This is a genomic window from Syntrophothermus lipocalidus DSM 12680 (genome assembly GCF_000092405.1).
GTDB classification, from domain to species: Bacteria; Bacillota; Syntrophomonadia; order Syntrophomonadales; family Syntrophothermaceae; genus Syntrophothermus; species Syntrophothermus lipocalidus.
On record NC_014220.1, the window covers coordinates 1,769,980 to 1,795,859 of the forward strand.

Here is a 25,880-nt window from a genome sequence, read left to right on the forward strand (position 1 = left end):
TCGTACCGGTGCTAAATATAGAATAGGGACAAAACCACGGGGAGGTTGGCAATGGCTAAGCGTTATCGCGGAGACAGCAGGCTAGCAAGGGTCGAGCCTAATCCTTCGCCAGGGCATACCCTTAAACTGAGGGTGAGCCCCGATAACGTTCACTTTCTCATGGCGATCATGGAAGGATACTCTCACTTGGCTTTTCCCGCCCAAGTCAACCCAAAAGAAGGAAAAATCATTCTTCACACCACTCCTCCCCACCGGTTTGACCTGCAAGCAATAGTCAACCACCTAGCCTTCGCGGTAGAGGTTGAATGAGGAAAAGGTTTGCCAAGCTTTCAACCAATCAAGTAAAATGATGTCAAACCGGGAGGGGATGAGAGGTGCAAAAGGGAACAGTCGTTTTTTTGGTCTTGATGATTTGTTCTGCTCTGATCATAGGGACAACCCTGGGGTTCATAAGTACTCGCGAGTACCTGGTCCCTCACCTAAGCAAGACTTACACGGACACCGGCACGGCTAAAACCAATTCGGCAGATTCCGATGAAAATCAAGCACCTTCGGTGCCTGACCCGAACGCCTCCTCGATAGCAGAAAAGGCCTCGTATTCTGCTCTATCCCGGTACGGCCAACCACAAACCGTGAATTCACTGCGTTCCAGCGACGCCTTTGCCTCGACTAAGCTTTTGGTCCTGACTGAAAATGAAGTCAAAGAGGTCAAGGCTATGTTGCAAAATCTCGGTTACGATGCATCTAGTTTACCCGAGGCAGTGAAGCAGTTCCAAGAAAAAAACCACTTAGCGGCTACTGGTTATCTCGACACCGAGACTTTAACGTCCATTATCACCCAGGTGCTGAGACAAAAGGTGACCAAACTAAGGCCTTAAGCTAAGCTTTTTGTTAAACTCATCAAAGTCTGCGTTAATCAGCGTCTAAATAATAACGCCGTTTACCGCACTTGGGCTTGGCCGCGGTAGATTTGTCCCCTAGCCGTATCCATGGTTATGGTTTCTCCGTCTTGGATGACACGGGTTGCCTCGGCGGCTCCAACGATGACAGGAATATCCAAGTTAATACCTACTATGGCTGCATGAGAAGTCAGGCCTCCCTGTTCCGTGATAATCCCCCCGGCCTTTTCCAACAACGGCATATAGTCCTTGTCTGTTCCGACTGCCACCACTATATCTCCCGGAGCAAACGAGCCCGGTTTGCCCGGATCCAGTATCACCCGCGCCTTACTGGTAACGGCCCGGCTACCTATACCCGTTCCCTTAACCAGCACCTTGCCTACTACTTGAACTCTCAGTAGATTGGTAGTCCCAGGGATTCCAGGAGTACCTGCGGTTATGACTACCAGGTCACCGGGGGAGATTAGCCCTCGCCTGACTGCGGCATCCAGGGCTGTTTCTATCATCTGGTCAGTTCCGTGGGTTTCCGGGACCGTGAGCGCGTATACCCCCCATACCAAAGTTAGCTTGCGTACCACTTCGGGTGAAGGCGTAGTAGCCACGATCGGAGCCCGGGGACGGTACTTGGCCACCATTCTCGCCGTATGGCCCGATTTTGTAGCAGTAACAATGGCCGAGGCCCCCAGGTCGGTAGCGGTAGCACAGGTGGCATAACTGATGGCATCGGTCACGGTACGCCTGCCTTCGAATCGTCTTGCCGCCAGCATGTTCTCATAGGGCAAAGCCATCTCCGTCCGCCGGGCTATTCGCGCCATGGTTTCCACCGCAACTACCGGATATTTACCGGCTGCGGTCTCTGCCGACAGCATAATGGCGTCTGCCCCCTCAAATATGGCATTAGCCACGTCTGACGCTTCGGCCCGGGTGGGGCGCGGCACGTTTACCATCGATTCGAGCATCTGGGTGGCAATTATCACCGGCTTACCCTGAGCCCGGCATTTCTCGATTATAACCTTTTGCACCAGAGGTACTTCTTCGGTAGGTATTTCAACCCCCAGGTCTCCCCGGGCGACCATGACGCCATCAGCAACCTTTATTATGTCATCCAGGTTGTCCAGCCCCTCCTGGCTCTCAATCTTAGCGATTATATCGATGTCGGCTCCCTTTTCCTCTAATATGCGTCTGATATCCAAAACATCATCGGCCGTCCTTACGAACGAGGCAGCAATGAAATCCATATTCTGCTGGATGCCGAAGTTAATGTCTTCGATGTCTTTCTGGCTCAAAAAAGGCAGGTTGGTTCTCACACCCGGCAGGTTTATGCCTTTCCTTTCACCGAGTACTCCTCCCGCAACCACCTGGCAGACGATGTCGGTGTCGTTCGCCTCTAAAACAGACAGCTGGATGACGCCGTCAGCGATCAATATGCAGTCACCCGCTTTTACCTGCGAAGGTAACTCATGGTAACTTATCTGGACCTCGTCTTCGTTACCTTCAACCGGACGGTTGGTGAGAACGAACTTTTGACCAGGACGCAGCTCTATCTTACCTTCTTTCAAGGGCCCGGTCCTGATCTCCGGCCCTTTGGTATCAAGCATCAACCCTACTTCCGCATTCAGTTCCCGCGCCACCTCACGCACCATGCGGATGCGGCGCTCATGCTCATCATAAGTGCCGTGTGAAAAATTCAAACGGGCCACGTTCATGCCGTTGGTGATCAAAGCTCTTAGCCGCTCATAATCATCGGTGGAAGGTCCCAGGGTACAGATGATTTTGGTCTTCCGCAAGGCGGGTCCCCCCCTTTTACTTCGTAAGGTCCTGTCCAGACCTGTTTCTCTCAAGCTCCAAAACTAGATAGACAATATCCGAGCGATCTCGCAGATGTCGAGGTCAATATCCTTCTTGCCCTCGATGACCTGAGCCAAAGGCACATCAACAATCTTCATCCCTTGGTAGCCGGTCATCATATTTCCTTTGCCTTCTACGATAAGGTCAACTGCTCGTTTACCCATGCGTGACGCCAGGTTCCTGTCCATGGCACTCGGCATACCCCCCCGTTGGGTATGCCCGAGAACTGTAACCTTTGTATCCATGCCGGTTTTGGCCTGGATTTCTCTAGCCAACGGGTAAGCGCCGCAACAGCCTTCGGCTACTACGATTATGCTGTGCAGCTTGCCTCTTTTCATCCCCTGCTTAAGCCTCTCCACGACCTGGTCCAAGTCAAATGGAACCTCCGGGATAAGTATGCTTTCGGCCCCGCCGGCCAGCCCGGCGGTCAATGCTATGTGTCCGGATTCCCGTCCCATCACCTCGACGATGAAAATGCGCTCGTGGGCTGTTGCCGTGTCCCGGATTCGATTGATGGCACTCACCACCGTGTTTACCGCGGTGTCAAACCCGATGGACATGTCGCAGTAGGGGATATCGTTGTCAATGCTTCCGGGAATGGCAACGGTATTTACTCCCAGTTTCGAGAACTCATAAAGTCCTCTTATCGTGCCATTGCCGCCGATACCGATGACATCCTGAATGCCTGCATCCCTTAAAGCCTCTAAACCCCGGAGTCTCCCTTTTTCTTCCATAAACTCTTCACAACGCGAGGTTCTCAAGATAGTCCCGCCCCGGTGAATTATATCCGCTACCGACCCCAGGGTCATCTCAACGAAGTCCCCGTTTATCAGACCCTGAAAACCGCGGGTAACACCGAAAACCTGGTATCCCGCGTATATGCCCGCCCTAACCACAGCCCTCACCGCTGCGTTCATCCCCGGGGCATCGCCGCCGCTCGTCAATATCGCGATCTTCTTCATCCCATCACCTCCTTGGCCTTTCTTTGGGGCCCTTTCCGAGGTTGGATTGATTTCTTTTCCCAAACTACAGTTCTGTGGTAACCAAACCGAAACGAGTCAGTATTTCTGCCTTCCCTCTGACTTTGATGGCTGAAGTATGCTCGGTAAACTGGGCGATCATTACCTCACCCTTGTCAAGCTTTTCAGTATGGTGAAACTTGGTTTCCTTTCCCCGAGTCAGACCGATTATAGTGACGCCGTTTTCCAAAGCCTTGATTATCACATAATCTTCCCCAACGTAATCCCTCTCCATACGTTCGCCTCCTCTCATCTGAACCACACGTTTCCTCTGCCGTAGAGTGAAGATAGCTGCTGTTTCAAAGCCAAACTGGGCTGTACCCATAAGTTCTTGTCTAAACGAATAACTTTATTGGCTGAAAGCCGAAGGTATACTGGTATTTCTCCCGAGTAACCTCCCAGAATCCTGACCAATTCTGACTTCGAGTTCCCGGTGCCAGCCGCGTTCGATACCTGGATGTGCAGCTCCTTCAGTTCGTGAGAAACGGGATACACCTGGTTGACGGCAACCTCAACCGAATCATCCCGGTGGATAACCTTCCCTTCAATGACCAAAGCCGTATCCAGTTTTATCTGCCTGTAATGCTGCCGGTAAACCGCAGGAAAAACAACTGCTTCGACTTTCCCCGTGAAATCCTCGAGTACCAGACGAGCCCAAGGCTCCCCCTTTTTGCTTCGGCTCCTCTTCATAGCAGTTACCGTAGCCACGATCCGGACCACTTGGCCTTCATCGAGTTTGGAAAGTTCACTGATCTCATGTGACATCAGATATGGAATCACCTCGCGGTATTCCTCCAACGGGTTCTGAGAAACATAGAAGCCTAATACTTCTTTTTCTTTCTTCAGTTTCTCCTGTACACTGAATTCCCCTTTCGAACGGGGAACAGGATCCTGAACCACCGTGGCCGCGGCATCGTCAACAAACAGAGAAGGCTGTGCACTGTCCATAGCAGCCCTCACCTCAACAGCCAAGGCCAAACACTCGTCCAGTAGAGATAAGGCCTCCTTTCGTTTGAGTCCTAACGAGTCAAAAGCACCCGCCAGAATCAAGTTTTCCATGACCCGCTTATTCAACTGCCGCAGGTCCACCCGCAGGCAGAACTCGAGGAGAGAAGAGAATCTTCCTTCTTTACGGGCTTCGATTATGGATCTGACCGCGTTAATACCTACGTTTTTTATCGCACCCAACCCAAACCTGATCCTACCTCCGGCTACGGTAAAATTCTCAAAACTCTCGTTGATGTCCGGAGGTAAGATATCCATCCCCATGCGCCTGCATTCCTTCAAATAGTAGACCACCCGGTCCTGGTTATCGATGACGCTGGTGAGAAAGGCGCACATGTATTCAACCGGGTAGTGCGCCTTGAGATAAGCGGTCTGATAAGAGACAAGCGCGTACGCCGCCGAGTGGGATTTGTTGAACCCGTAGCCGGCAAAATGCTCCATCAATTCAAACAGGGATGATGCCGTTTCTCTGTCAATCCCGTTGCGGTAAGCTCCTTCCACGAACTTATTCCTCTGGGCTGCCAGTTCGTCCGGTTTCTTTTTCCCCATAGCCCTGCGGAGCACATCGGCTTCCCCCATGCTAAAGTCGGCGAGTTCGCTGGCAATCCTCATGACCTGTTCCTGGTAAAGAATTACCCCGTAGGTTTCGCGAAGAATCGGCTCCAGTTTAGGGTGTAGGTATTCTATCGGTTGCCGCCCGTGTTTACGGTTAACAAAGTCCTCTACCATACCGCTTCCCAAGGGTCCAGGGCGGTAGAGAGCTATAATGGCGATGAGATCCTCAAAACTGGAGGGCCGAACCTCCTGCAAAAGCCGCCTCAAACCCTCGCTTTCCAGTTGGAAGACCCCCACGGTATCGCCTTCCGATAGGAGTCTGTAGGTATCAGGATCATCTAGAGAAATATGATCGATGTCGATTTCGTAGCCACGGGTCTTTCTGATGATATCGAGGCAGCGGTCGATCACGGTCAGGGTTCTCAATCCCAGGATGTCCATCTTGAGAAGTCCTATCTCTTCCACCGTCTCCTTGGTAAACTGGGTTACTACATGCCCGTCTGCGGTCCTCTGCAGGGGTAGCACACGGCTCAGGCTTTCTCGCCCGATAACCACACCAGCGGCGTGAACCGAAGCGTGCCGTGGGAAACCTTCGAGAGCCCGGGCAGTATCCACTAGCCTTCGCACCCGAAAATCGTTCTTGTAGGCTTCTGCCAGGTCGCCCGAGACCTCAAGAGCCCGGTCCAAACTTATACCCAGTTCTGCCGGTACCATTTTGGCAATGCGGTCAACCTCGCTGTACGGGTACTCCAAAACCCTCCCTACATCACGTATGGCCGCTCGGGCTGCCATAGTACCGAATGTAATGATCTGAGCCACCCGATCGCTGCCGTACTTTTCGATAACGTAGTTTATGACCTGGTCCCGTTTCTCGAAACAAAAATCGATGTCGATATCCGGCATGGTTATTCTCTCCGGGTTTAAGAAACGTTCAAACAGCAGTCCATACTCCAGGGGATTGATGTCGGTGATGCCCAGCACATACGATACCAGGCTGCCTGCAGCCGATCCCCTTCCGGGCCCCACCCTTATTCCCCTGTTCTTAGCCCAGTGCACCAGGTCTTGTACGATGAGGAAATAACCTGCAAACCCCATTCGGTTGATGACATCCAGCTCAAGCCTCAGACGGTCTATAACTTTCGTACCGGGATGAGCAAACCTTTCCCGCAATTTCTTCCAGGCAAGGTCTTCGAGGTACGATTCGGCGGTAGCTCCTTCCGGTAAAGGGAATTCCGGCAGACAAAAACTATCAAATCCGAAATCAACTGAACACCTTTCTGCAATGGTCACAGTGTTGGTAACCGCTTCGGGTATATGAGCGAACAAGCTGCTCATTTCTTCCCCTGACTTAAAATAAAACTCCGGACAAGGGAACCTCATCCGCGATTCGTCCGTAAGAACCTTTCCGGTCTGGATGCAGAGCAGGACATCGTGGATAAAAGCGTCGTCCCGGTTGAGGTAGTGAACGTCATTGGTCGCCACTAGGGGCACATCCAGTTCCCGGCTCAAATGACACATAGCCTCATTAACCACCCGCTGTTCGCTCAAACCGTGATCTTGGACCTCTAGGAAAAAGTTGTTCTCACCAAAAACCTCTCGAAAATAGCCGGCAACCGCCCTGGCCTCCTCATAATTGCCAGCCAGAAGCAGTTCAGGTACCTCGCCGGCGATGCACCCAGAGAGCGCTATGAGCCCTCGGCCGTGCTGCTCTAACAATTCCTTGTCCACCCGCGGTTTGTAATAGAACCCCTCCAGAAAAGCCTTGCTTACCATCTGCACCAGGTTACGGTATCCGTCCTGGTTCTCGCAGAGAAGAGTCAAATGGTACAGAGCATCATCCACCTTGGGTGTCCGGTCGAATCTGTGCCGCGGAGCAACGTATACCTCGCAACCAATAATAGGTTTAATTCCGGCTTTTCTAGCTTGTTTGTAGAAATCGATTACCCCGTAGAGAACACCGTGATCCGTTATGGCCAATGCAGGCATACCCAACTCTTTGGCCCTTTTAACCAGTGACGATACACGTACCGCCCCGTCCAAGAGACTGTATTCGGAATGGGTGTGAAGATGCACAAATCCTTGCATGGAACCACCTGTGTTTCGTTATTTTTGTGTTTCGCTTTTTTTAGTCAAATCCTTCTCAAACGGCTGTTCAGAATTCCTCCTACCCGGCCGCACTCAGCCAAAGTCAAAGCCTTCCAGCCTTCACGTTCCACTTTCTCCAGGAGACCGAGTTCCGCGAGTATCTCGAGTTTAAGCTTCTCTACCGGAGTCAGTTTTGCCTTAGCACCTGGGCCCTTACCCGTGTTCCTGTTTTTGTTCATCCCTATCTCCTCCGGTAATAGCTTTGCCCAGGAACCAGCAACCTTAATCTTGAAATGCAGCTAACGAAGTCTTGACCGCATCCATCCCCGCAACGTAATAAGCTAACCGCAGGGCCTCGCAGATCTCCATGTCCGTGGCACCGGCTCCCCGTGCCTGAGCCGCCAGTACTTTTACCCCTTCCTGAGCCCCCTTGTACGCATCCAGGGCCAAGGTAATCAGGTATTTCGTCTTAGCATCAAGGGCACCGGGAGTCATGGCCAGTTCTACAACCGCTTTTAACTGTTGATAAAACACAGGATCGATATCTCTCATTTTCTCTACAAACCAGGGTATCCTTACCTCCATGGCAAAAGCTCGCCTCCCCTTGTCACAAAAATGTTGCCTTTCGAAACTATCGGCCTCAACTCACAACTGCAAAATCGTTATCCTGAAACCATTATAAAGGAAGTTTCTCCCTCTATAAACCTGCGATCAGGGGGACGGTTCTGTTGTGATCACTTTTAGTGATCACAACAGAACCGTCCCCCTGTGCCGAAAAATTTTTTCATTGCTTGCAGGTATTTTTTGTTATCTGTAGAAATACTTTACATGCCTAACCTGGAGAAAGGAGGTATTACCTTTGTTCAGCCACCTGATTGGCAAGCCGCTCAAACGTTATGATATTTCGGTTTTTGAAAACTACCCTCCTGAGGCCATCCTAGAGTACCACCATCATCGGGATCTAGAAATCGAATTTCAAACCTACCGCCTGCTCAAAGAAAAAGCTTCTTGTCAGGAATCAGAAAACCCGGTTGTCGCATCGTGGGTCTCGTTTTTCGACGAGGTTCTGAAAGCAAAAGAAGACCTTGAAATGAATTTGGACAACAGTTTCCTACCCGTTCTTGGTCCATACTATTACCCCAGGACTAATACCACCGTTTTCTTTACCTCCTACACGCCTGCAACCGAATGTGTGAACGCGACAGACCTTCAGTACCTGTGTTCACTAGCCGAGCCCCCCTTGCCCAACGATAAAGTGGTCAAACACTACCAATCCATCAAGAAATTAACGTGATTAGCGGGAGGAGTCAATAATGAAGCCTAAGCCTGAACCTTTGGTGAACATTGAAATGTGCCTGCTCGCTCACCATGAATTCAAAATATTGTCAGACAAGGTGAGTTATTACAAAGCTCTCATACGGGAAAGAATGAAATTTATTCGTCACCCGGACATAACCCCTAAAGAGCCGGAGCCACCGGGAGAAAAACCGGACAAGCCTTCTCCGCCTGAACGACGTATCCTAAATTACATTCCACTGGTAACCAGGCGTAAAAAGCTGGAGTACGAAAAGGCCTGCGAAGAGTATAACCACAGGCTCAAAGAATACTACATTGCCTACAAGGAATACGAAAAGGCGTGTGACCGTTATAAAGAAGCTTTGCAAAGGTGGGAGACTGATAGAGAGGCCCTGCTCACCCAGAGCCAGGAAGACATTAAGCTGGCCAGGAAAAACCTCAAAAAAGCGAGCAGACTGCTGAAAATGTACCTGGAAGTCATTGAAAATTCCCAAATACACCCCGCATACAGGCAACCCGAAACCCTCGAGAAGTTCAAGTCCTACTTAGAAACCGGACGGGCTTCAACCGTGCAGGAATGCATAAACCTGTACGAAACTGAAATAACCTGGCAGCAACTCCGGGGGAGCCAAGAGAGGATGGAAAACCAGTTAACCGCCACCATTCACTTCATCCAAAATGACCTTACCCGGGCAACGGCGCAAGTGGCCTGTATCGAAGATGCTTCTGTAGCACCAAAACAGGGCAATAACGATAGCCCCATTCTTGCAAAATTAATCATCAGGTCGCGTGGGAAGGCTCCGCCTTCAGTCCCAGAATTCGGCGTTAACCGTATAAGCCATCCCCCTAAGAACCTCATTGCTTCCCTAAGGTATCGGGTGCTCAGGTTGCCACCCTTGTGAACACCCTTGATTTTCTTCAATCCCGGTGATAAGATTTTAGGTGTCAGTTTCACAACGTATATATGGTCACCGGGATGTGGCTCAGCTTGGTAGAGCGCCTGGTTCGGGACCAGGAGGTCGCTGGTTCAAATCCAGTCATCCCGACCATGGAAACAAAGGACTTCAATCATAGAAGTCCTTTATTTTTTCCGTCTCAATTGCGCCTCTGGTACACACCAGCACACGATCTACCCCGCCTGTCCGTACTTGCGAAACAAATGCCAACACTGCTTCCGGGGTCTCAGCTGGGGTTAAGTCCAGAATTCGTTTACCGTAAAATCTAATCTTGAGTATAATACTCTTGCTCCTGCCGAATCAGGTTTGAGGACCGTGTAGCACCGCTGCCTGGCAGAGGCGTTACTCTTCACCGAGCCATAACTCCTGGTAGTTGTTGCTTGCCGCACCCGCCCGGTATTTGTTTTGGATATCCTGGACCTGCGGAACCAAGCTCTGAATACGTTCGCGGATATTCCGCTCTGTGGCCTCGTCTATTACCACAACTCTGTCTTCATCTAACTCGACCCCAATTTGCAGGTTACCACTTCGAGGATCAGCGGTTACCAACAATCCTTCGTACTGTTCTTTGGCAAACTCCTTTCCCCCTAAGAACTCTCTCTTGCTTACTACCTGACCTTTTCTGGCCATTTTCCTTCCTCCTTCGGTTTATATTCATGAGGTAGTCTTTCCCGAATACAAGGCAGTGTATACTAAAGGGTCCTTAGGAGGGTCATCGCCATCCATTAAACCGGATCTGTTTGAGTTTCCTTTCTTAAGGCTGGAGTTATTACTTTGCTACTAGAAGTACTTTTTGTAGTAATTATATAAATTTTAGGAGAACCTAGCAGGAACTGGACAGATGGTGTATAATAATTTTCGGTGTGTGCGTCTGCTGTCTCTTGCAGTAAATATCTAGAGTAAAGGCAGGATGTTTGGACATGCAGGTCGGAAAAAACGACTCTTTATCTAGAGCTATAGCTAAGATCGAAATTTTGTCGCTTTTCAGGCAATATCCACATACGAGAGACACCTTGGAAGGGCTCACTCGTCGGCTTTGGCTCGATGCGGAACCTGTAAGATCGGTCCTGGAAGACCTGGTCAGTTTGGGTATCATTACCAAGTCTGGCCATGGGCAACAATCCGTTTACCGCCTGAGAGTATCTTATTCCACTTCTGAAGAACAAGACTGCGGTTTGGCGGGGGAACACTGATGTTGGACCTGTTTAGAGTCCTCGACAACATATGCATTGGGGTCCTAGTCTACGGTGACAACTTGGAAATAAGGTACAGCAACCGGACCAGCAGCGTCTTAGCATCGAAGTTAGAAACACCGGGCCTGCTTTACGATGAAATCAAAGAGCTAGCCCGGCAAAGCCGTATTCAGTCTGCTCCTAAGACCAGGTTTCTGTTTTTCGAAACCCACAACCAATACCTCACATATGCGGTAACAGCCCAGAGCCTTGATGAAGGATATAAGGAAATAATCGTAACCGTCGCCGATGAAACCCCGGCTCATCGTTTAGAACGTACTCTCCTCAAAGCCGAAACCCTGACGGTGGTCGGACAGCTGGCTATAAACGCCCTCACCGAGATCAGAAACCCTCTTACCGCAGCTTTAGGCTTTTGTCAGTTTATCACCGAAACCGGTGACAAGTCCCTTCAGTTTGTCAGCTTTATCAGTGAAGAATTGGCTACCATCAAACACATTTTGGACGAGTTTACCCGCATTTCCACCACCTACCGTTAACCATACCCAAAAGATTGGAAAATATCGAGCAGGATTTTCTCCGCTTATGGCGAAATTATCCCGCTGTGAAATGATTCTCATGCCCTTAATTTTCCAGGCCTCTTTGGCCATTGGTTTTATGGGGGCGTTTAACTAGGAGGTGGTGATATCGATTAGCCACGGAAGCCCATTTCAGCCTAAACTTTGCAAGGAGGTTCGCTAGCACGAATGAAAAACAACGATGTTAAAGAAGTAAAAGTAGTAGGTCATGTCCAAGAATTAGTCGGTAACCCCTCTGCCCTGGGACTCCTAGGGCTTGCCATGGTTACTCTGGTTGCCTCTAGCCAAAAGCTAGGCCTTACCGGCGGGCCTACTGGAAGCGTTGCTTATGTTCTGCCCTGGGCCATATTTCTAGGAGCACTGGCCCAATTTGTAGCCGGCTTATACGACTTCAAACACAACAACACGTTCGGAGCCACCGCGTTCTGCGGTTACGGTTTCTTCTGGTTCGGAGTAGCCATGACCTGGATGATAAAGATGGGCATGTTCGGGCAAGCTGTAGCTGCCACCGGTGACATCAGGCAACTGGGGTTTGCTTTCCTCGGCTACTTCATTTTCACCGTGTATATGACCATTGGCTCCATGGGGACCAACAAGGTGCTCTTCATCATCTTCTTCCTTATCGACCTGTTGTTCCTGGGTCTCTTTATGAGCACGCTGGGTTGGGGAGGAGAAACTTGGCACAAGCTAGCAGCATGGTCCGAACTCTTGATCTCCATCTTCTCATTCTACGGTTCAGCAGCCTCTGTACTGAACACTCACTACAACCAGGTGGTATTACCGGTCGGCAAGCCCTTCGGCCCCTGGGTTAAATAGATACCGGTTAGCTTGACTTAATAAATAGCGCACTAATAAGACAGCCCACCTTCGCAAAGGTGGGCTATTCGCTTACAATTCACATTCTCCGCGTCTAATCTTCGAACTTGGCGTGAGACCACTTGATGCGGAAATTAAACTTCTGCATTATAATGTGCGCGGTTTCCTCTATGTTGCGCGAAGTGACGTTTATGACCTCACACTTTAACTTGGAGAAGATAAGGTAGGCGTTTTCTAAAATCTGCTCCAGTTCCTCATCGACGCTTTCCAGGTTCAGAGGCGGGTCAAAGCGGTGAACCAGATCCCGCTTCATCTCGATAAGCGCGTCGATGTCCAGGTCTAAGCCTACCATCGGCTTAACCCCGCGTAGGTCCAATATTTCTTTCGGAATGTGAAAATCACGGGTTATAGTATAGTTGGCGACCTTCAGACCGAGGTTAGCCAGGAACATAGACAAGGGAGTTTTGGAAGTCCGGGGTAGCCCTAAAATAATAAGATCAGCCTCGCCAATGGTATCGAGGTTCTGCCCATCATCATGCTCTAATGTGTACTGGATAGCCGTCATGCGGTGGAAGTAAGCATCGTCCATCTGGTGCGTTAACCCGGTGATGCAGGCTGGTTGAAGACCTGTTTTGTCGCTTATAGCCTGGAGCAACGGCTGCAACACGTCTATTGCGACTACCCCCATTTCACGACTCTGCTGTTTCATATACTGGGAAATCTCGGGAATGACGATGGTATAGACGATGATCGCATCTGCCTCCCTCGCCCTCCTTATGAGGTTGTCTACCTGTTCCTTTTTGACTATCCTGGCAAAACGGGTCAATTTTCGCTCGATGTCAAACTGCAAAGCCGATGCTACAGCGATGCGTTCTGCTGTTTCCCCCAGGGAATCGGATACGGTGAAAATGTTCAGACTTTTCATAACTAATCTCCACCCCTTTCCCAAACATGTCCAAAACCGTCCCTCGGAATCGTACACCCTATGACTAATATATTAGAGAAACCCTTACACTTTTCCTGCAAAAACCGCCACTTTTTATAACAACCAGGATAACCACCCGTGTTCTGCTAGAGCCAAGGCCGCAAGAACCACTGCCGTCTCGGCCACTTCATTTATTGCCCCGTAAGTATCCCCCGTCAGACCGTTCAACCGCCGGTTCAGATACCAGGCAACGGCTAGTCCACAAAAAACCCCGGCCCCGATCAGAGCTAATCCCGTTACACCCGCGATTCCGCACACCACAGTCAATGCTATCACCGTCGCCAGTATCGCGTGTTTTGCCGTCACGTTTTCGGCAAAAGGACGTCCTGTTCCCGGTCCTGACCGCGCGTAAGGGAAACAGGCCAGAGCCCAAACCATCGAGCACCGGCCAATCACTGTGAAGACTATGAGGACGCGGCAAACATGAGCAGGTTCAAGCAAAATTAAGGCAACCAGTTTGAAGGCCAGAACCACAAAACAGGCAATAACCCCCATCGCTCCTACCCGGCTGTCCTTCATTATCTCTAACATCTTATCCCGGCTCTTGCCGCTCATGATACCGTCGGCAGTATCCATCAACCCGTCCAGGTGCAACCCTCCGGTTAACCCTATCAATCCGGCCAACGCCAACAGTACCGCCACTTCATGAGACCAAATTACCCGGCTCAAGTAGTAAATGAGGAGCAAGGCCGCTCCTATCAGCAAGCCGGTTAAGGGAAAAACAGCCGCCGCCCCGGCTAACTCCCCCGCTTTCACCTCGTCTTTAATCTTCACAGGGAGTCTCGTAAGAAACTGAACGGAAATCAGAACTGACCTGCCCCATCTTAGCAATAGCCTTCTTCCCTTTCTTGTCTGTATTTGTTTCCGTGACTAGCCCTATTCATCAAAAATCTTCTTCCTCTTGTTGACGTACAAAGCCCATTTTTGCCCAAAAACCTACAGCAGATGGATAGGACTCGAGAACAACGCGTTTGAATCCGAGGGCCCGGGCCAAGCCCTTAAGCCACTCGACACAGAAAGTCCCTATTCCCTCTCTCCGTCGGCTAGCCGGTACCTTCAGATTGGCGAGAAAAATCGAATCCTCCTCCAGTTTAAAACGAAAGTAAAATTCCTCTTCAGATGATCTGTTGTGATCAATACTTTTGATCACTACCGTACTGTCCTCATTCTTAAGAAGCTCCAGCTTCGTTTCCAAGCCGCTACAGCAGAAAGCTATCAGATCCTTGAGCTCGGAATCAAGAACGGGTCTTTCCCTTGACTCTCCTCGCGCCTCGACACGGCAAACCAGCATTTACCTCCCCCCGATGATTCCCGTTCATCCTTCCCTTATTACACACCATCGAAAATGTGCGGATCCCCTTGGGAAACACGCCGCCCAACCCTATTTCAAACCTTCCGTCTCAGACTTCTTGAGAAGTTCCAAAAAACTCACCAGTATCCTGGCTGTCATTCCCCAGATAACCTTGCCTTCGTAGCTGTAGAAATACGTTCGGTAAGTTCCGGTACTCCATTTATAGCTCTTGCCGCCAGGAATGAGGTCGAAGGGAAAATCATCCCCCGGATCCAGAAAAACCCTGACATCATACACCCGGGGAGTGGTCGACTTCAAATAATTTAACGGGACAAAGAATACCGATTTGACTTCACTGTGATTGGGATGAATGGCCTTCGGGTTGTCTATTTCACACAAGTAGGGATAAACGATGGAATTATAGGGGGTAATCAACACGTCGAGCGGGGCGATGAATTCCATATCGTTTCTGGTTATGCCCAGTTCTTCACAGGTCTCCCGCAAGGCTGCTCGAACCGGGTTGCGATCGCTTTCTTCTACCGCTCCCCCTGGGAAACACACTTCTCCCGGCTGCCGGTTTAAGGTCAATGCCCTCTCTTCGAACAGGATATTTACCTGCCCTTCGAGCTTTACCAGAGGTACCATCACCGCCATCCGGTTCAACTCAAATTCACCTAGGATACCGGCTTGCCTTCCTCTTAACCGAAAATATGCATCTTCCACTGCCCATTTCTCCTTCTCCTCATAGACTTCTTGCCGTCGAGTGCCATCGACCCACTACAGAAACACTCGAACTTGGCCAAACCCTCCCAGAGGATTTCAGGCTGGGCTTCACAGGCAAGACGCGCCCCGTGGCCCCAATCCAGATATACATAGTATATACTGCGGTTACGGGGTCTTCAACATCCAAATCTCTGTTCTTCCACTTTTTTACACGCGCTATTACTTGCGGAAAAAAGCCACCGTTACCCCGTGACCCCCTTCCTCGCGTTCCCCATCGCGGAAACTCGTCACCCGAGGACACTGGGCCAGCCACTCGCGCACTGCCTGTCGCAGGGCACCCGTTCCTTTCCCGTGAATGATGCGGACCTTCTCCAACCCCGCCAGGTAAGCATCCTCGATGTAGCGTTCGACCTCGAAGACGGCATCATCCGCAGTAAGCCCTCGCAGATCAAGTTCGGGAGAAATCCTCTTGGCCTTTTCCAGAAATGCATGGCTCTTTCTTCTCGCCATTTCTTCTTCCGGCGGAGTAGTCAGAACGACGTCATCCCTGGGAACGGTTAACTTGAGAATACCGACCTGCACCAGTACCTCGTCTTTATCGTTAGGCCCCTCTAGAATATAACCCCTGCGGCCGATGGAACGGATCTCTACGTAAGCGCCGGGGTTCAGTTCCGCTCCTTCCGGGGCTTGCAGGCTTCCCACCTGCCTTTCTGTTCTGAGTCCGCGTACCCGGTGCCGCGCTTTCTCCAGTTCGTGCCACTTAGGAGGTGTTTCCCTCTCTTTGAGGCTGCGTTTTACCTCATCCAGGACGGTGTCCGCCTCCCCCTTAACCTTTCTTAAATAGCTCTCGGCCTCTTCCCGCGTTTTTCGTATAATCTCCTCCCGTTCCCGCCTCAGTTTCTCCTTCTCCTCCTGGAGCGCTCGGCGTTCCTCCTCCATTCGGCGCCGTAACTCTTCGACCTCGTAGATATCGCTTTCTAGTCTCCGGCGGTGTTCCTGCACCTTGTTTATGATACGCCCCAGGTCCTGCTCGCTCTGAGGAACAAACTGGCGGGCTTTTTCGACTATGCGATGATCGAGTCCCAGTCTTTCTGCAATTTCCAAAGCGTTGCTGTGCCCGGGTATACCGATAGACAAACGGTATGTCGGTTGCAGCGTAATCGGGTCGAATTCGACACAAGCGTTTTCAACCTTTGCTTCTTGAAAGGCAAAGACTTTGAGCTCGCTCTGGTGAGTGGTTACCACGGCCTTCACCCCTTTGGCGAGCAATTCACCCAGTATGGCTCTGCCTAAAGCCGCTCCTTCCACCGGGTCGGTACCCGCCCCCAGTTCATCCAGCAACACGAGGGACTGCGAAGTAGCTCTCTTGAGGATGTCGATGATGTTGGTCATATGAGAGGAAAAGGTGCTGAGTGACTGTTCGATGCTCTGTTCGTCCCCGATATCCGCATAAACCGCGTCTACCAGCGCGATCTCAGTACCTTCAGCTGCAGGCACGAACAGGCCTGACATAGCCATGAGGGTAAGCAGCCCCACGGTTTTTAAAGTCACGGTCTTGCCCCCGGTGTTAGGCCCGGTAATAACCAAGATATCAAAACCTTTCCCCAACTCCAGATCTACAGGCACCGCTCCTTTGCCCAAGAGCGGGTGTCGTGCCCGTCTCAGAACAAAAACACCCTGTCCGTTCAACCGGGGAGCAACCGCATTCATTTCCAAAGCTAATCTTCCCTTAGCCAGAACAAGATCAAGGTCGGTAAGTATCTCCAGATCGCGCTCCAGTTCTGATACGACAGGCTCTAAGAGAGAAGTCAAGCGGCGCAGGATCTTTTCTATCTCCCGGTTCTCAGCCATTTCCAGCCTGCGGATATCGTTGTTAACGTGTACCACGGCTTCCGGTTCCACAAACACCGTAGCCCCGCTGGCAGATTCATCGTGGATGATGCCCTTAACTTCTGAGCGGTACTCTGCTTTAACCGGAACCACGTAACGCCCCTGGCGTTCGGTTATAATAGCGTCCTGCAGAAACTTCTGGTAATGAGAAGACCGCACAAACTCTTGCAAGTACTCCCGTACCCTGTTTTTGGCCGTTGCTATCCGGTTTCGTATGGCCTTTAGTTCGGGCGAAGCAGTGTCGCGCACTTCTCCTCCTTCATCTATGGATTCTCGTATCGCCCTCTCTATACCCTCATCTACGAATAGGTCCCCGGTCAAACCGCATAGACCGGGGCATTCTCTCCCCTCTACCATGTCTCGAGCTAGGCGTGATGCCCGCACTAGTGCCCCCACGTCTAACAACTCTCCTGTGCTGAGAGGAACCCCACTTCTTACCCGCCGCATGTGCTGGCGGATATCCTTGACCCCGGTCAAAAAACCGGTATCCCTTAACCGCAACACCTTCAAGGCTTCTCCGGTCTCTTGTTGGCGCATGCTGGCGGTCTCCAAATCGTAGACGGGCTGCAGTTCCAACGCCTTTTCAGCCCCCATCGGCGAACAAGCCTTTTGACTCAACATTTCGAGAATTTTGTCAAACTCCAGGCGGTGCAGCGCTTTTTCTTCCATATCTAGACAACTCCTCGGTAGTAGTGAATCTTACTGAAGTCAGACAGGGCCACTTTCTTCAGCCTTTCTTTCAGCGATGCCAGCCTGACCGGTTTGCCCTGTATTAAACCATCAATAGCCTGACGGTAAACCAGCACCGTTTCTGCAACTGCCTGGGCTGGACTGAGCCGGGCTTCAATACGCAACGTCCCTATTCCCAGTTCTAGGAGCTCTGGCAATTCTTCTATCAAACAAAGGGTACGAGAATTAAAGAGGTACACCCGGCAATGGTTATCAGCCCTGACCGGGAACTCGTAGCCTTTGCGGTCCACAAGGAAAAACTCATCCTCCCGGCACGGCCGCTCGCACTTTCCCTCTTTTCCTTGTCCTAAAGCTTTCCAGGGGCAGTAGGCCGAAATCATCAAAATTAAATCCCCGTGTGTCAAAACTTCGGCCCAGCTCAATTCCGGCTGCGGCCAGTTCTTGAGCTGGCTCGAGCTCAACTCCGGCGAAAGGCAAAAGTTCTCGGCCCCATGCTCTAACCAAAATCGAGCTGCCTCAGGATTAAACGTGTTGAGCGGATAGTCGGCAAAAACAGTCAACCCTCTCTCGCGGGCCTCCAGCAACAAACCAGGGTTGGCTGCAAGCACTCCTTCGAAGCCAACTTCTTCTATCTCATCCCAAGGTATCTCCTGCAATGGCCCCGTTATTCGGGGCAAAGCCAAGACAAGTTCGTGTCCCTTGTTGATGGCCAATTGTTTGAGTTCTAATACCTTGACCCGCTCCGATGTCTTTAGCCCTTTTAATCCTTCTAGATCCAGATATACGCGATCGGCTCCGGACTCCAGAGCAGCTCTAGCCACATCGACTCGGCCGGCGAACACCGAAAGCATCGTTCTTCGGGCAGGTTTCTCGAAGCGCCATTCGCTACTTTTTGCCGCACGCTCATTGAGCCTACGTGTGAACTCCTTCCGGTCAATAGCCGGTGGTTTGGCCAGTTTTAGAATATTTTCCCGCAGCTGGTCGGCTGCCTCGCGCCGCGCCTGATTAATCTCGCTGAAAGGCACTATCAGCGGCTCTTCCACAAACAATTTGAAGTCTTCAATCTCGAAGGGAGTGTTGCCTAACCGACTGACCTTTTCGTAGATATCTTGCTCGCTCAAAGGCCTGGTTTCTGCCGGAACCGCGGTCGAACGGGTACAGGCTTGGGCCTTGATCCCTCGTTTGTCCCTGAAAGTTATTTTTAGCGGCTCTCCCCGCGACACCTCCACAACCGCCCCAATCTTTACCTTGCCCTCAGGGCGGTTCTCCACCATGGTCGCGGCTGCCCGCCCTACTAAAACAGTATCGTGAGTCCGAAACACCCTGTCACCCGGAGCAACTCTACAGCTGAGAGGTATTACTGGCACCGAACCCGGCCCTGCCTCCTGTACGGCCTGTCCCTGAACCTCAAGATGCGTTACCACGGTAGCCGGATTCTTGCCCGATCTCACCCACACCTCGATGCCATCTCCAACCCGCAAGGACCGCGTAAGGCGGATACTAGTAAAACCGTCTGCCTTTTGACTCAAGACCCGCCCTATATAAATCCCCCGGTTGTTAGGACGGCTCGGGCTCAGTACCCCTGTCCCTCTTCCTGCCCACAACCCGGGCGTAAAGGTGCGGTTAAATATCCCGGCCAACTCCTCCAACATTTCCTGAGGCACGGTATCTTCCCCGGCCTCTAAACGATCGAGAGCCTGCCGGTAAACCCGGGTGACTGTTGCCACGTATTCGGCCCGCTTCATCCTGCCCTCTATCTTTAAAGAATCGACCCCTGCTGCCTTGATATCTGGCAAACATTGAATAAGGCAAAGGTCGGCCGGGCTCAGAGGGTATTCCCCGGCCTGAGCGTAGTCCCCTTTTTCTTTCGACCGCAGCCGGTAGGGCAGACGGCAGGGCTGGGCACAGCGGCCGCGGTTGCCGCTCCGTCCCCCGACCACGCTGCTGAACAGGCACTGCCCGGAGTAACTGTAGCAGAGCGCCCCGTGAACGAATATCTCGATCTCGATGTCCGGTACCGCCTCGCGTATAGCTTCGATTTCCTGCCGTGTCAGTTCGCGGGCAAGCACCACCCGGCTGAATCCGTTTTCTTTCAAGAAACGGACCCCTAAGACGTTGTGAATGGTCATCTGGGTACTGGCGTGCAGGCGCAGGTCGGGAAACACCCTGCGCAGAACCGACATAAGACCGATGTCTTGAATAATAAGGGCATCGACACCCGATTCCTGGAGTTGAAAGACAAAATCAAGGACCGCATCAAATTCGGTTTGGTCGATGAGGGTGTTGACGGTAATGTAAACCTTCTTGCCACGCACGTGGGCGTATTCCACCGCTTTTCTAATGTCTTCAATCTCAAAATTCGCCGCGTATTGCCGGGCGCTGAATTCCCTGCCTCCCAGATACACGGCATCGGCCCCGTTTTCGATTGCCGCTATAAACGATTCCCAGTTTCCGGCCGGTGCCAGCAGTTCCACCCCCATCACCCCCTTTTACTGCCCAAACCCGTTAATTCTCAATTCTCAATTCTTAATTCTTAATTCTTAATTCTCAATTCTCAATTCTCCTCACCCTTATCAACCCCGATGCCGGGATGATCTTTACCCCTGCCTTCTCGATTTCGTCCAGGAACAAGTTGAGCCCGAGCGAATCGCTGGCCATGTGTCCGGCCACAATCACGTTTATATGGTGGTCTTTGGCGTTCTTGCGATGCTTCTCCTGCATATGCATACAGACAACCGTGCCGATGCCGGCCGCTGCCATCTTCTCGTAAGCCTGCTCGGAACCGGAGGTTCCCCCGGTCATATCCACCAAGATACGGCCTGCCCGCTTCTTCTTGTCACCGGAGAATATGCGCGGTCCGGCCTTGAGTTTTCGAGCCTCCCGGTACTCAGGGATATTCTCCAACGCTTCTACCACGTCGCCCACCGTCCGCAAACCCGCATTATCGAGGTAATCCTGCAGAAAACGGTTGACCAGGTTATCGGCGGCAGTGTGCACGCACATGAAGGGTATCCCCAAGAGCCTCGCCGCATCCACCGCCCGCTGGTGGTTGACCGGGGCTATGAGCCTCTCTACCTCGGCTATGCGGGGCCCGAGTATGCCTTCGGCCACGTTAATAGGTATCCCGGCCCGGTAAAGAAGATCCGCCTGCAACTCCATCACCTGGTGCAAAGCTGCCTGGGCTTTCCCTTCGGGATGATGGGCAATGACCAGGTCTATCTTCTCGCCCCGTTCCCGCAGGCGGTCTGCCAGCAGCATCTCCGGGGTCTCGATATCGACCCCGCACATAACTGTGTTTACTTCTTCTTCACCGTTTCCGTTAAGTATTCGGGTGTCGGCAAACGGGTTCCATAGCGAATCCTGGTCAAAAAACTCCCGGTCCTTTTCCTCCAGCTTCTCGTAATCTTTGCGGGCCTGGGCCAGCAGCCTCTCGATTTCCTCCCGGCCCCGCACGTCGCTCTCAATCCCCTTCTCTACCGCCAATCGATATATGTCTGCAAGTTTCATAAGCCAAGTCCCCTCTCCCTGAAGTTACTGGAAAAACAATGTACGAATAGAATGGTTATCTTCTGTCAAACCAGGCACAGCCGTTTATCGGCAATTTCATAATCACGTTGGGCAGACAACTACTCAGCAGGGAACAGCGTATTCCCAGGCAAAGAAACAGCTATATCCTCTAATATAACTTTTCGAAAAACATCTAAACTGCCGAACCTTCTGCGAGCGTCTAGAACCTCTATACCAGCCAGGCGGCCGTCTTCTGCGTAATCCAGGGCAATTCCCTCTGCGACATGTTCCGTCGTAACCGTAGTTTCGATAAACCTGATGTAGAGAGCATCAACTTCAGCATCATAGGTTATTCTCATACCTCCAAACCCCTTTCATCAGATTCGGTCAACCGCGACCCCTCCTCCCTACGCTTAACTATAACCCGGCACACGGTTTCACTCAATAGGCTCTTCGGGGCCGCATTTCACACGGTGGATTGGTCTCTCATTGCTGCATCTCAGCGTTATGGGTTATACTGTATGGGAGTTTTTGAAGCCACCAAGTGTATGTAGGAGGAATGATACCCCGTGTTCGGACTGGATTGGCACAGCCTCTCTGAAGCGTTGGTAGCTTACGGATCGATTGGGCTCCTTATAGTCGCTTTTGCCGAATCATCGTTTTTCCCTATCCCCCCGGATATCCTTCTAATCGGCCTTTCCGTCAATCGACCGGGGTTGGCTCTGTGGTATGCAGCGATTACTACCGGTGGTTCGGTCATAGGAGGCCTGTTCGGTTATTTTTTGGGAGTCAAGGCTGGTCGCCCTCTTCTCTCCAAGCTGGTCTCCGCAAAGCGCCTGCAAAAGGTAGAAGAACTTTTCGCGAGCTACGGTGGTTGGGCTGTAGCTGTGGCCGGTTTTACCCCAATCCCTTATAAGATATTCACTATTGCCTCCGGCATTTTCCGAATAAGAAAGCGGGTTTTTGTTCTCGCCTCACTGGTCAGCCGGGGGGCAAGGTTTTTCTTTGAGGGATTTCTCCTTTTCGCCGCAGGCGCCCGAGCTCAGGAGTTCATAACCAAGTACTTCGAGCTCATAACTATAGGATTGGTCTTAGCTTTCACTCTTATCTACGTGGTTCTGCGCCACACCCCTGCAGTCTCTTTAGGGCGAAACCTTTGGACTACGGGCAAAACAAAACTCGAAAACTTCTATTCCCGCCGTTTGGCTTGGCTGCACCAGAATACCCCTCTCCTCCCGGCGGCTACACTTGTAGCTTCGGTGTGCTTGTTAGTTTTTGCCTCGCTAGCCGAGGAACTCTTGGAGAACGAGCTCGAGCCATTCGACCTCGCGGTATCCCAGGCGGTGGCCGCCTTTCACCACCCTGCCCTCACCGCCGTAATGAAATCGGTCACCGTCATCGGTTCGCCTGCGGTCATGACAGGCATAGCAGTTATTCTATGGCTATACCTGACGCTGACCAGGAAACGGTCTTTTGAAGCCCTTACAGTGGTACTGGTTCTGGCAGGAGCAGGCATGACAAACGAGGTGTTGAAAAACGTCTTCCACCGAATCCGGCCGGAGCTCGCGCCCCTGGTCTCGGCTCCCGGATACAGTTTCCCCAGCGGTCATGCCATGATGTCGACCGCCTTTTACGGGTTTCTGGCTTACCTGGTCTTTCGCCACTCGTCTTCGCCCGTGACCAGATGGGCTTTTTCGTGTCTTGCTCCGCTTTTAGTGCTGGCTATCGGTTTCAGCCGGGTTTATCTAGGAGTCCACTACCCTAGCGATGTGCTGGCTGGCTTTGCTGCCGGCGGGTTCTGGCTCGCCAGTTCCATCTTGTGCTTGGAACTTCTCCAGCCTTCTCAGAACATCGTCTAGGACCATCCGTATCTCTTTCACCATTCCTTCCAGTTGAGCAAGGGAAACCGGCGGCTCTTTTTCCCCGTCGTCCGTCATGGCCGGTTTGTTTAGTACGTGCTTTCTTGAAACCGGCTCTAGGGTTAAAATGCTGTCAGGGCCCGGTTCCCAGTTAAGCCCTAACTCACCACGGGTTACGGGTTCAAAATCAGGCTTGAGGACAACGCTGAAGCCTCCGCAGGGCTCCAGTATGCCTTTGTCTACTTCGCTCACATCCCTTATTCCCTGTTTCCGCAGTTCTTGCATCAGGTCATCGACATTAAACTTTTCCCGGGCCAGGTTCTCCCTTATAACCCGGCCGTTATCAATGACAACTACCGGCACCCCCGAAATGAGGCGGGCTAAGCGCTGGCTTTTGAGCGAGGCAAAGCCCATGATATACTCGAGCCCAGCCAGGGTCAAAAGCACCACGATGCCTTCGTAGAAAGGAAGGCTGCGGTCCAAAGCGATCGAGGTCAGGGTATGGCCTACCCCGGTCATTATCACAAAATCAAAGAGCCCCAGTTCTCCCAGGGCTCTCTTTCCCATAAACCTTATTACCACCATGGCCAGAAAATACATACCTACAGCCCTCAGGACGAATTCCAGCATCTCATCCATCCTCCGCCAGGCTAATCCAGGTCGGGACCCTGACTTAGTATGCTGCTTCCAATCCTTTATTTATTCCTGAGGTAAGCCATGAGCTCTTCTGTTTCCAAAGTGTTCAACACATCCTCCTTGCTCAGCCACCCTCTCCTGGCGTTTATCACCCCGTATTTTATCAATCCCAGATCAGCCCGGTGGTGGGCGTCACTCGAAATCGCAATTTTTATCCCCTTTGCCTTGGCCTTAAAAGCGGTTTCCTCGTCGATGTCCAGCCGGTCCGGGTAAGAATTGATTTCCAGAGCCGTGCGGGTTTGGGCCGCTGCTTTTAAAACCGCTTCGATGTCGATCTCATATCCTGGGCGCCGCCCCAGAAGCCTTCCCGTGAGGTGCCCAATGATGTCGACGTGCGGGTTTTCAACCGCCTTGAGCACGCGCTCGGTCTGCTCAGCACGAGACAAACGAAAATGGCTGTGAATGGATGCTATAACCACATCCAGGTTTGCCAAAACCTCATCCGGCAGGTCTAAGCTGCCGTCCTTGAGTATATCGACCTCGATACCGGTCAGGATCTTGAACCCGTCGTTTTCCCGGTTAAGTTCTTCTACCAACTTCCCCTGGGCTAAAAGCCTTTCCACATCGAGCCCGCGGGAAACGGCCAGAGAACGCGAATGTTCGGTTACAGCCATGTAGGAGTAACCGAGTTTTGCGGCAGCGGCTACCATTTCACGCAAACTGTGGGCCCCATCACTCCAATCGGTGTGAATATGCAGGTCGCCTTTAATATCTTCCAGAGTTACCAGATGGGGTAAAGCAAAGTTCCGCGCCAATTCGATCTCGCCCCGGCCTTCGCGCAACTCCGGAGGAATATACTGCATAGAAAGCAGCCTGTAAACGTCTTCTTCCGAATGAGCCGAACTACAGTCGAAGGTATCTAAGGCAGGTTGTATCTGTTCGCGATGGGTTTTAGACCCCGTACTGATGACCAGTGCTCGCCAGAACTCCCCAAACGGTACTATCAACACCTCAAACACAATGCCTGGCCTTAATCTACCCTTAACGTGTCCTGGTTTCTCTTCGGTAATTTCCTGAACCCGCCGGAAACGCCGCACCTTTTCTCTCACGGCTTCTTCCTCGGCGGACCCGACCAGGATATCTATGTCTCCTACTACGGGTTTTCCCCTTCTCACGCTTCCTGTAATCTCGACTATCTGGACACAATCGAACCCCGAAAGAAAGTTCTTGAATTCGAGAGCAAGAGGTAGGACTGTTCCCAAGTTGAAACTATCTCGTGTTGACCGGAGCATTTCAATGCCCTTTTTGATATTGTATTCGGTCTTGGCACCCATCCCTGGGAGTTCTCGAATCCTCTTCTCCTGGGCGGCCCGGTATAGCTTTTCCAGAGTATCGATTCCGGTCTGAGCGTAGATGGCCCCGACTGTTTTCGGCCCCAGGCCAGGTATAGCCAGCATCTCTAGAACCCCGGGCGGCACTTTTTCCTGAAGTTCCCGGTAGTACTTGAGGTCCCCGGTCTCCAAAAGTTCTTGTAACTTGGCCCGAATCGCCTTACCGGCCCCCGGAATACCCTCCAGGCCATGATGCTTTGAAACCTCGTGCAGATCGGTCTCCATCCGGTAGATATGGTTGGCTACCTGACGGTAGGCCCTGGCTTTGAACGGGTTCTCGCCCAGTATATCGAGTATATCGGCGATCTCATCCAGAATCCGGGCAATTTCCTGATTATCCATCATCAACCCATCCTGCTGGTCTTGCCTTCTTCCAGCTTCTTTACCAACTCATCATAGTCCTCTTGAAGCTTGCTCAGCTCGTCTGCCAAATTGAGAGCTGCTAGAACTGCCACCTTCGTTGCCGGCAAGCTAGGCATCTTTTGGCTTATACCCTGCATCTTGCGGTCCACGTATGCCGCCAGCATCTGTATGTACTCGGGATCCTCCGTCCCTTTTACCACATAGTCTTCGCCGAAGATCTTGACATTAACCCTGGTAAACTCGCTCTTCCTTTCTTTCATTGCCACCCCTCCCTACCACGGGTTTTTTCCTTCATTCG

The 25,880-nt window shown here is 51.7% G+C and carries 26 protein-coding genes and 1 tRNA gene; 9 read left to right on the forward strand and 18 right to left on the reverse strand.

What is annotated here, in order from left to right:
- Positions 1-51 precede the first annotated feature (51 nt).
- Positions 52-309, forward strand: coding sequence for a DUF4911 domain-containing protein (locus SLIP_RS08460; protein WP_013175859.1), 258 nt, complete (start codon positions 52-54; stop codon positions 307-309).
- Positions 310-374: 65 nt separating this feature from the next.
- Complete coding sequence (locus SLIP_RS08465; RefSeq protein WP_013175860.1) at positions 375-878, forward strand: peptidoglycan-binding domain-containing protein; 504 nt, start codon at positions 375-377, stop codon at positions 876-878.
- A 62-nt stretch (positions 879-940) separates the two neighbouring features.
- On the opposite strand, the gene pyk is transcribed toward SLIP_RS08465, so the two are convergent.
- From pyk to SLIP_RS08495, 6 genes are all read right to left on the reverse strand, one after another.
- Positions 941-2,686 carry a pyruvate kinase gene (gene pyk / locus SLIP_RS08470; protein WP_013175861.1) on the reverse strand — a complete coding sequence of 582 codons (1,746 nt, stop codon included), beginning with the start codon at positions 2,684-2,686 and terminating at the stop codon, positions 941-943.
- Between the two features lie 63 nt (positions 2,687-2,749).
- On the reverse strand, positions 2,750-3,709 hold the full coding sequence (gene pfkA, locus SLIP_RS08475; protein ID WP_013175862.1) for a 6-phosphofructokinase: 960 nt from the start codon (positions 3,707-3,709) through the stop codon (positions 2,750-2,752).
- Positions 3,710-3,773: 64 nt separating this feature from the next.
- The gene (gene mtrB, locus SLIP_RS08480) at positions 3,774-4,001 is read right to left on the reverse strand and encodes a trp RNA-binding attenuation protein MtrB (protein ID WP_013175863.1); all 228 of its coding nucleotides are present in this window, start codon (positions 3,999-4,001) and stop codon (positions 3,774-3,776) included.
- Positions 4,002-4,015: 14 nt separating this feature from the next.
- Positions 4,016-7,411, reverse strand: a complete 3,396-nt coding sequence (locus tag SLIP_RS08485; protein WP_013175864.1) for a DNA polymerase III subunit alpha — start codon at positions 7,409-7,411, stop codon at positions 4,016-4,018.
- A 44-nt stretch (positions 7,412-7,455) separates the two neighbouring features.
- Complete coding sequence (locus SLIP_RS08490) at positions 7,456-7,650, reverse strand: alpha/beta-type small acid-soluble spore protein (protein WP_013175865.1); 195 nt, start codon at positions 7,648-7,650, stop codon at positions 7,456-7,458.
- 43 nt (positions 7,651-7,693) lie between these two features.
- Positions 7,694-7,996 carry a carboxymuconolactone decarboxylase family protein gene (locus SLIP_RS08495; protein WP_013175866.1) on the reverse strand — a complete coding sequence of 101 codons (303 nt, stop codon included), beginning with the start codon at positions 7,994-7,996 and terminating at the stop codon, positions 7,694-7,696.
- 274 nt (positions 7,997-8,270) lie between these two features.
- Here SLIP_RS08495 and SLIP_RS08500 point away from each other — a divergent pair, with 274 nt between their 5' ends.
- The 3 genes from SLIP_RS08500 to SLIP_RS08510 all read left to right on the forward strand — a co-directional run bounded on the left by SLIP_RS08500 (position 8,271) and on the right by SLIP_RS08510 (position 9,756).
- Positions 8,271-8,705, forward strand: a complete 435-nt coding sequence (locus SLIP_RS08500) for a hypothetical protein (RefSeq protein WP_013175867.1) — start codon at positions 8,271-8,273, stop codon at positions 8,703-8,705.
- A gap of 19 nt (positions 8,706-8,724) precedes the next feature.
- A complete protein-coding gene (locus SLIP_RS08505; RefSeq protein WP_013175868.1) occupies positions 8,725-9,609 on the forward strand; it encodes a hypothetical protein in 885 nt (294 codons plus the stop codon).
- 70 nt (positions 9,610-9,679) lie between these two features.
- A tRNA-Pro gene (locus SLIP_RS08510) sits at positions 9,680-9,756 on the forward strand.
- A 249-nt stretch (positions 9,757-10,005) separates the two neighbouring features.
- Here SLIP_RS08510 and SLIP_RS08515 read toward each other — a convergent pair.
- A complete protein-coding gene (locus SLIP_RS08515; RefSeq protein ID WP_013175869.1) occupies positions 10,006-10,293 on the reverse strand; it encodes a hypothetical protein in 288 nt (95 codons plus the stop codon).
- Between the two features lie 290 nt (positions 10,294-10,583).
- On the opposite strand from SLIP_RS08515, the gene SLIP_RS08520 reads away from it, so the two are divergent.
- The 3 genes from SLIP_RS08520 (at position 10,584) to SLIP_RS08530 (ending at position 12,247) form a co-directional block, all read left to right on the forward strand.
- Positions 10,584-10,856, forward strand: coding sequence for a hypothetical protein (locus SLIP_RS08520; RefSeq protein ID WP_013175870.1), 273 nt, complete (start codon positions 10,584-10,586; stop codon positions 10,854-10,856).
- Positions 10,856-11,392: a hypothetical protein gene (locus tag SLIP_RS08525; protein WP_013175871.1), complete on the forward strand. Its 537-nt coding sequence runs from the start codon at positions 10,856-10,858 to the stop codon at positions 11,390-11,392. Before SLIP_RS08520 ends, SLIP_RS08525 begins: the two co-directional genes overlap by 1 nt.
- 207 nt (positions 11,393-11,599) lie before the next feature.
- Positions 11,600-12,247 (forward strand): acetate uptake transporter, encoded by a 648-nt coding sequence (locus SLIP_RS08530; protein WP_013175872.1) that lies wholly within the window; start codon positions 11,600-11,602, stop codon positions 12,245-12,247.
- 94 nt (positions 12,248-12,341) lie between these two features.
- On the opposite strand, the gene SLIP_RS08535 is transcribed toward SLIP_RS08530, so the two are convergent.
- From SLIP_RS08535 to SLIP_RS08570, 8 genes are all read right to left on the reverse strand, one after another.
- Positions 12,342-13,172, reverse strand: a complete 831-nt coding sequence (locus tag SLIP_RS08535) for a pyruvate, water dikinase regulatory protein (protein ID WP_013175873.1) — start codon at positions 13,170-13,172, stop codon at positions 12,342-12,344.
- A gap of 114 nt (positions 13,173-13,286) precedes the next feature.
- On the reverse strand, positions 13,287-14,063 hold the full coding sequence (gene cobS, locus SLIP_RS08540; RefSeq protein ID WP_013175874.1) for an adenosylcobinamide-GDP ribazoletransferase: 777 nt from the start codon (positions 14,061-14,063) through the stop codon (positions 13,287-13,289).
- 52 nt (positions 14,064-14,115) lie between these two features.
- A complete protein-coding gene (locus SLIP_RS08545; RefSeq protein WP_013175875.1) occupies positions 14,116-14,523 on the reverse strand; it encodes a GNAT family N-acetyltransferase in 408 nt (135 codons plus the stop codon).
- 90 nt (positions 14,524-14,613) lie between these two features.
- Positions 14,614-15,246, reverse strand: coding sequence for an NUDIX hydrolase (locus SLIP_RS08550; RefSeq protein WP_013175876.1), 633 nt, complete (start codon positions 15,244-15,246; stop codon positions 14,614-14,616).
- 219 nt (positions 15,247-15,465) lie between these two features.
- Positions 15,466-17,805 carry an endonuclease MutS2 gene (locus tag SLIP_RS08555; protein WP_013175877.1) on the reverse strand — a complete coding sequence of 780 codons (2,340 nt, stop codon included), beginning with the start codon at positions 17,803-17,805 and terminating at the stop codon, positions 15,466-15,468.
- Positions 17,806-17,807: 2 nt separating this feature from the next.
- The gene (locus SLIP_RS08560) at positions 17,808-20,300 is read right to left on the reverse strand and encodes a U32 family peptidase (protein ID WP_013175878.1); all 2,493 of its coding nucleotides are present in this window, start codon (positions 20,298-20,300) and stop codon (positions 17,808-17,810) included.
- 73 nt (positions 20,301-20,373) lie between these two features.
- Positions 20,374-21,333 carry a hypothetical protein gene (locus SLIP_RS08565; RefSeq protein WP_013175879.1) on the reverse strand — a complete coding sequence of 320 codons (960 nt, stop codon included), beginning with the start codon at positions 21,331-21,333 and terminating at the stop codon, positions 20,374-20,376.
- A gap of 119 nt (positions 21,334-21,452) precedes the next feature.
- Positions 21,453-21,692, reverse strand: a complete 240-nt coding sequence (locus tag SLIP_RS08570; RefSeq protein ID WP_013175880.1) for a DUF2283 domain-containing protein — start codon at positions 21,690-21,692, stop codon at positions 21,453-21,455.
- 210 nt (positions 21,693-21,902) lie between these two features.
- Between SLIP_RS08570 and SLIP_RS12425 the strand changes: the two genes are divergently transcribed.
- Positions 21,903-23,192 (forward strand): phosphatase PAP2 family protein, encoded by a 1,290-nt coding sequence (locus SLIP_RS12425; RefSeq protein ID WP_013175881.1) that lies wholly within the window; start codon positions 21,903-21,905, stop codon positions 23,190-23,192.
- On the opposite strand, the gene SLIP_RS08580 is transcribed toward SLIP_RS12425, so the two are convergent.
- The 3 genes from SLIP_RS08580 to SLIP_RS08590 form a co-directional block, all read right to left on the reverse strand.
- Positions 23,079-23,822: a DUF421 domain-containing protein gene (locus SLIP_RS08580; protein WP_049765036.1), complete on the reverse strand. Its 744-nt coding sequence runs from the start codon at positions 23,820-23,822 to the stop codon at positions 23,079-23,081. The genes SLIP_RS12425 and SLIP_RS08580 overlap by 114 nt on opposite strands.
- A gap of 65 nt (positions 23,823-23,887) precedes the next feature.
- Positions 23,888-25,564 (reverse strand): DNA polymerase/3'-5' exonuclease PolX, encoded by a 1,677-nt coding sequence (gene polX / locus SLIP_RS08585; RefSeq protein ID WP_013175882.1) that lies wholly within the window; start codon positions 25,562-25,564, stop codon positions 23,888-23,890.
- Positions 25,564-25,842, reverse strand: coding sequence for a cell division protein ZapA (locus SLIP_RS08590; RefSeq protein WP_013175883.1), 279 nt, complete (start codon positions 25,840-25,842; stop codon positions 25,564-25,566). The genes polX and SLIP_RS08590 overlap by 1 nt, the downstream gene beginning before the upstream one ends.
- Between the last annotated feature and the right edge of the window lie 38 nt (positions 25,843-25,880).

Coding starts and splice junctions, on each gene's coding strand:
- SLIP_RS08590 (WP_013175883.1), bottom strand. CDS start 25,842: ATGAAAGAAAGGAAGAGCGAGTTTACCAGGGTTAATGTCAAGATCTTC.
- polX (WP_013175882.1), bottom strand. CDS start 25,564: ATGATGGATAATCAGGAAATTGCCCGGATTCTGGATGAGATCGCCGAT.
- SLIP_RS08515 (WP_013175869.1), bottom strand. CDS start 10,293: ATGGCCAGAAAAGGTCAGGTAGTAAGCAAGAGAGAGTTCTTAGGGGGA.
- SLIP_RS08530 (WP_013175872.1), top strand. CDS start 11,600: ATGAAAAACAACGATGTTAAAGAAGTAAAAGTAGTAGGTCATGTCCAA.
- SLIP_RS08535 (WP_013175873.1), bottom strand. CDS start 13,172: ATGAAAAGTCTGAACATTTTCACCGTATCCGATTCCCTGGGGGAAACA.
- SLIP_RS08505 (WP_013175868.1), top strand. CDS start 8,725: ATGAAGCCTAAGCCTGAACCTTTGGTGAACATTGAAATGTGCCTGCTC.
- SLIP_RS08555 (WP_013175877.1), bottom strand. CDS start 17,805: ATGGAAGAAAAAGCGCTGCACCGCCTGGAGTTTGACAAAATTCTCGAA.
- SLIP_RS08490 (WP_013175865.1), bottom strand. CDS start 7,650: ATGAACAAAAACAGGAACACGGGTAAGGGCCCAGGTGCTAAGGCAAAA.
- SLIP_RS08485 (WP_013175864.1), bottom strand. CDS start 7,411: ATGCAAGGATTTGTGCATCTTCACACCCATTCCGAATACAGTCTCTTG.
- SLIP_RS08460 (WP_013175859.1), top strand. CDS start 52: ATGGCTAAGCGTTATCGCGGAGACAGCAGGCTAGCAAGGGTCGAGCCT.
- SLIP_RS08570 (WP_013175880.1), bottom strand. CDS start 21,692: ATGAGAATAACCTATGATGCTGAAGTTGATGCTCTCTACATCAGGTTT.
- SLIP_RS08545 (WP_013175875.1), bottom strand. CDS start 14,523: ATGCTGGTTTGCCGTGTCGAGGCGCGAGGAGAGTCAAGGGAAAGACCC.
- SLIP_RS08520 (WP_013175870.1), top strand. CDS start 10,584: ATGCAGGTCGGAAAAAACGACTCTTTATCTAGAGCTATAGCTAAGATC.
- pfkA (WP_013175862.1), bottom strand. CDS start 3,709: ATGAAGAAGATCGCGATATTGACGAGCGGCGGCGATGCCCCGGGGATG.
- mtrB (WP_013175863.1), bottom strand. CDS start 4,001: ATGGAGAGGGATTACGTTGGGGAAGATTATGTGATAATCAAGGCTTTG.
- SLIP_RS08565 (WP_013175879.1), bottom strand. CDS start 21,333: ATGAAACTTGCAGACATATATCGATTGGCGGTAGAGAAGGGGATTGAG.
- SLIP_RS08525 (WP_013175871.1), top strand. CDS start 10,856: ATGTTGGACCTGTTTAGAGTCCTCGACAACATATGCATTGGGGTCCTA.
- SLIP_RS08580 (WP_049765036.1), bottom strand. CDS start 23,822: ATGCTGGAATTCGTCCTGAGGGCTGTAGGTATGTATTTTCTGGCCATG.
- SLIP_RS08495 (WP_013175866.1), bottom strand. CDS start 7,996: ATGGAGGTAAGGATACCCTGGTTTGTAGAGAAAATGAGAGATATCGAT.